3 protein-coding genes and 1 pseudogene are annotated in these 3,650 nt (G+C 39.1%); 2 read left to right on the forward strand and 2 right to left on the reverse strand.

Annotation, left to right across the window (positions count from 1 at the left end; all coding sequences use genetic code 11):
* Window positions 1-275: pseudogene (locus PLK24_RS09720) on the forward strand (phytoene desaturase family protein); the annotation flags it as partial.
* A 184-nt stretch (window positions 276-459) separates the two neighbouring features.
* A complete protein-coding gene (locus PLK24_RS09725) occupies window positions 460-969 on the forward strand; it encodes a peroxiredoxin family protein (RefSeq protein WP_324478635.1) in 510 nt (169 codons plus the stop codon).
* Between the two features lie 118 nt (window positions 970-1,087).
* Here the strand turns inward: PLK24_RS09725 and PLK24_RS09730 are convergent, their stop codons facing one another.
* Both PLK24_RS09730 and PLK24_RS09735 read right to left on the reverse strand, forming a co-directional pair.
* Entirely contained in the window at window positions 1,088-2,332 is a 1,245-nt protein-coding gene (locus tag PLK24_RS09730) for a SufB/SufD family protein (protein WP_324478637.1), read from the reverse strand.
* Window positions 2,329-3,060 (reverse strand): ABC transporter ATP-binding protein, encoded by a 732-nt coding sequence (locus PLK24_RS09735; RefSeq protein ID WP_324478639.1) that lies wholly within the window; start codon window positions 3,058-3,060, stop codon window positions 2,329-2,331. Before PLK24_RS09735 ends, PLK24_RS09730 begins: the two co-directional genes overlap by 4 nt.
* Window positions 3,061-3,650 lie beyond the last annotated feature (590 nt).

A 3,650-nucleotide genomic window follows, 5' to 3' on the forward strand; every position in this document is an offset into this window, starting at 1 on the left:
CTACCCCTCTGACCTTTGAAAGGTACACCGGCAACTGGCAAGGATGCTTTGAAGGTTGGCTGATCACCCCCCAAAATGCCAAGGCTGTGCTCAAACCAATGCGCCAGACTCTTCCTGGATTACAGAATTTCTATATGTGCGGTCAATGGATAGAGCCCGGAGGGGGATTGCCCAGCGCAGTAATGTCGGCGAGACGTTTGATTCAGACCATATGCAAAGAAGATAAAGAAAAGTTCCATACCACGGTTAGAGATTCTGAGATATCAAAAGAATGAAATTGAAAACAATGAGTAAAAAAAAGGACTTTTAAAACTTTTCAATTTTTTTAAACGAATGAACAGCCACTTACGTATAATAATGAAAAGATTAATGTCATAAGAGTGTAGAATAGTTGTTCCTAAAATCGGTTTTTTAATTACTTGGTAAAGACAGCCCAAATTTTGGACGATTGGAGGAAGTATGATGAAAAAACTTTTTCTTTTAATAATGGCTCTCTGTATAGTGGTACCATTGGCAGTAACTGGATGTATGCCAACTCCTCCCACCCCAACTCCCACACCAACTCCGGGAATGGAGAAGGATTTTACTCTGTTGGATTTAAATGGTCGTTCCTTTACCCTGAGTGACCACTTAGGAAAACCTATTGTTCTTTGCTTTTTTATGTCCAATTGTCCAGCCTGCAAAAGTGAAGTCCCTCACTTGAATTCAGTTCATCAAAAATACGTTGACAGTGAAGAGCTGATGGTGATCGGGATTGGTATCCGGGCTGGTATTGCTGAATTTGTGCAATCTCAGGGGGTTCAATACCTGGTTCTTCAGGATGATGAAAATGAAACAGTTTCAGATCTTTATGGCGTATGGAGTGTCCCTCATAATGTTTTTATTAACCGTCAGGGGAAAATCACTCGTCAAATTGCTCAATCTCTTTCGGAGAGCGAGCTGGAACAATATATCGATGAAATTTTATAGTAAGTTTGACCGTTTAAATAAAATGAAAAGCCCAGGAGTCTTTTGCTCATTTTTATGATGAGCGCCTGGGCTTTCCTCTTTATAGAATCTCAAAAAGATTGATTACAGTAAGTTTTCTTTACATTAAATCTTGCGAAGTCACCTTGATAATTTCTTCAATATACTTTTTTAAGGCTGGTGGAACTCCAGGAAGGTCAACATTCAAAAATCCTCTGGTTATCAAAGATAGAGCTTCTTCTTTGCTAAGGCCTCGTGAACGTAAGTAATTAATTGCTTCTTCTTCTATAGGTCCAACCGCTGCTTCATGAGATAAACGACTTTTAGGAGCACCGTAAACTTCAAGTTCCGGTACCGAAATAATCTCTGAATCGTGGGAAAAAAGAATCCCTTTACATTCCAAGTGAGCCTGAGCTTCATCGTGATAAGAGACTAGTTTCCCGCGGGCATACACCTTTGATTGATCGGCGGCACAAACTCGAGAAACCGAATTCCCACGGCATCCTCGGCTTTTCATGATTAGGTTGGAGCCAACATCGATAATCGATGACTCTTTCCCAAAAATGATGCTTTGGAAGTTGGCATTGGCATTTTCTCCCTTTAAAATAGCTTTAGGAAACGTCTGTAGGGAAAGAAGGGGTTTCATAAGCACATAAGTGCTGCTGTAAAAGGAATTATCTTCCATCTCCACTACTGTTCGGGGACGAACATGAAAATTTTCACCCCAATTATGGACCATAGTAAAGGTCAGTTGAGCATTTTTTCCAATATAAAATTCACTGACCCCGATATGCAAACCGTTTTTGTTTCCTTTTACCGATGCGCATCCCGTATTGATGTTGGCTTGAGCTCCCTCTTCGAGGATGATTAAATTGTGAACGCTTTGTACACTGGCTTCTTCTGACATTAACAAACAAGCTTGAAGGGGAACATTAATCTGCTGATGAGCAAAAATTCGGATAAAATACCCTTCGGTTTGGCATAGTTCGGTATAGGCAGTATATTTATCAAAATCAACTGGGATAAGATTCCAGTAATAATTCCTTACTTCAGGATATTTTTCAATTGCCTGGCTAATGCTCATGATTTCCAACTTTCCCTGAAAAGCCTTTTGTATCCTTTCAAAGACAGCTGAACGATCAACTTGAACATAGGTTGCGGCATTTCCGGAATCCAGCAAATCAATGCCTGCATATAAGGCAGCCTCTTTCATTGATCGGGAAATGCTTTCGATACTATCGACCCTTTCATGGGGAGAGCATACCGAAAATTCGCTCAGATCAATATCCGGACCTAATGCCGCTTTTTTGTTATAAGCTGCTTCTGCTCTTTGTTTGATATTTTGAAAATATTCATCATTGGTCATCGTTCACACCTCGCACAGGCTTCATAACCATGGAGTTTAATGTCAGAGAAAATATCTCGGGGATTCCCTTGACAAATTATTCTTCCATTCATTAAAACATGCCCCATTTCAGCATTTAAATAGTCTAAAATAAAACCGGTATGGGTAATAATTAATCCAGATCGTTTTTTAGTTTTAACTAATTGCCGTTCAAAAAGTTCTTGGAGGGCGTTTCCTACCAGAGATATATTATCAAGGTCAACTCCTGATTCGGGCTCGTCGATCATAGAAAAAATCGGACGATGCAAAAGAAGTTGAAAAAGCTCGGCTCGTTTGGCTTCTCCTCCAGAAAATCCTTGACCGATACTTCGGCTTAAAAGAGAACCACAATTTAATTTTTTCGAAACCTCATCAACGGATAGAGAATTTTTATGTTTTTCAATAATTAAGTTCCCGAGAGTTTGAAGTTGGACCCCTGGTATTGTCGGCATTTTTTGGAATGCCATTCCTATCCCCAGTTGGGAACGTTCCTCAACACTCAGAGAAGTTATGTCTTTTCCCTGAAAAATTATCCGCCCATCTAAAATAGTATATCCTGGCATCCCCATGATAGCCATCAATAAAGTTGTTTTTCCAGCTCCATTCGGACCGAGTAAGATATGAATTTCACCTTCACCAATGGTAAGATTCACGTCTTTCAAAATGACCTCGTTACCTACCTCAACTTTTAAATGTTCAATCTGAAGCATAATTTCACCTGCATTCTCCAAAAGTCTCTTTTTTTCATTATATCATGGAACCGGATCCTAACTCTTTTCGAAATCAATCATCTGAAATTCTTAGTTCAAAGACATTAAATTCTCCAAGTGCAAAAGTGCAGATATTTTTGCCATTCTGAATCCAGTTGAGGATAGAGGTAAAATTAGGACCATTACTAATAACCGGTTGGAATTTATGGGTTGAAAAAATTGTAGAAATTCACTTTTATCATAAAAAAGAGCTTCATAAAGATCTATTGAAGTAACTTTATGTTATTGATATTGCTCTCGCAATATGGGAAAATAGAAAAAAGCTTGACTTCTTAGGTTAATTCTAAAGCCGCTTCGTCATAATAAAAGATTGAACTCCAATAAATCTATCCTGAAAATACTATCAAATGAATTCCCCCATTGAGGGGGGATGCAGGGGGGGTGTGCCTTTCATCAGTCATCCTGAGGCTTCGTATTTTGAAGCCGTGAGGATCTCATCTGATGCCGATAGTGTCATCCTGAGGCTTCGTATTCAGAAGCCGTGAGGATCTCATCTTTTTAGGTTTTTTATTCTTCATAAATACTTTAAA

Source organism: Atribacter sp. (genome assembly GCF_035418125.1).
Classification (GTDB): Bacteria; Atribacterota; Atribacteria; order Atribacterales; family Atribacteraceae; genus Atribacter; species Atribacter allofermentans.

Bases quoted from the DNA above. Each gene is read 5' to 3' on its own strand.
- PLK24_RS09725 (WP_324478635.1), top strand. From the start codon at position 460: ATGATGAAAAAACTTTTTCTTTTAATAATGGCTCTCTGTATAGTGGTA.
- PLK24_RS09730 (WP_324478637.1), bottom strand. From the start codon at position 2,332: ATGACCAATGATGAATATTTTCAAAATATCAAACAAAGAGCAGAAGCA.
- PLK24_RS09735 (WP_324478639.1), bottom strand. From the start codon at position 3,060: ATGCTTCAGATTGAACATTTAAAAGTTGAGGTAGGTAACGAGGTCATT.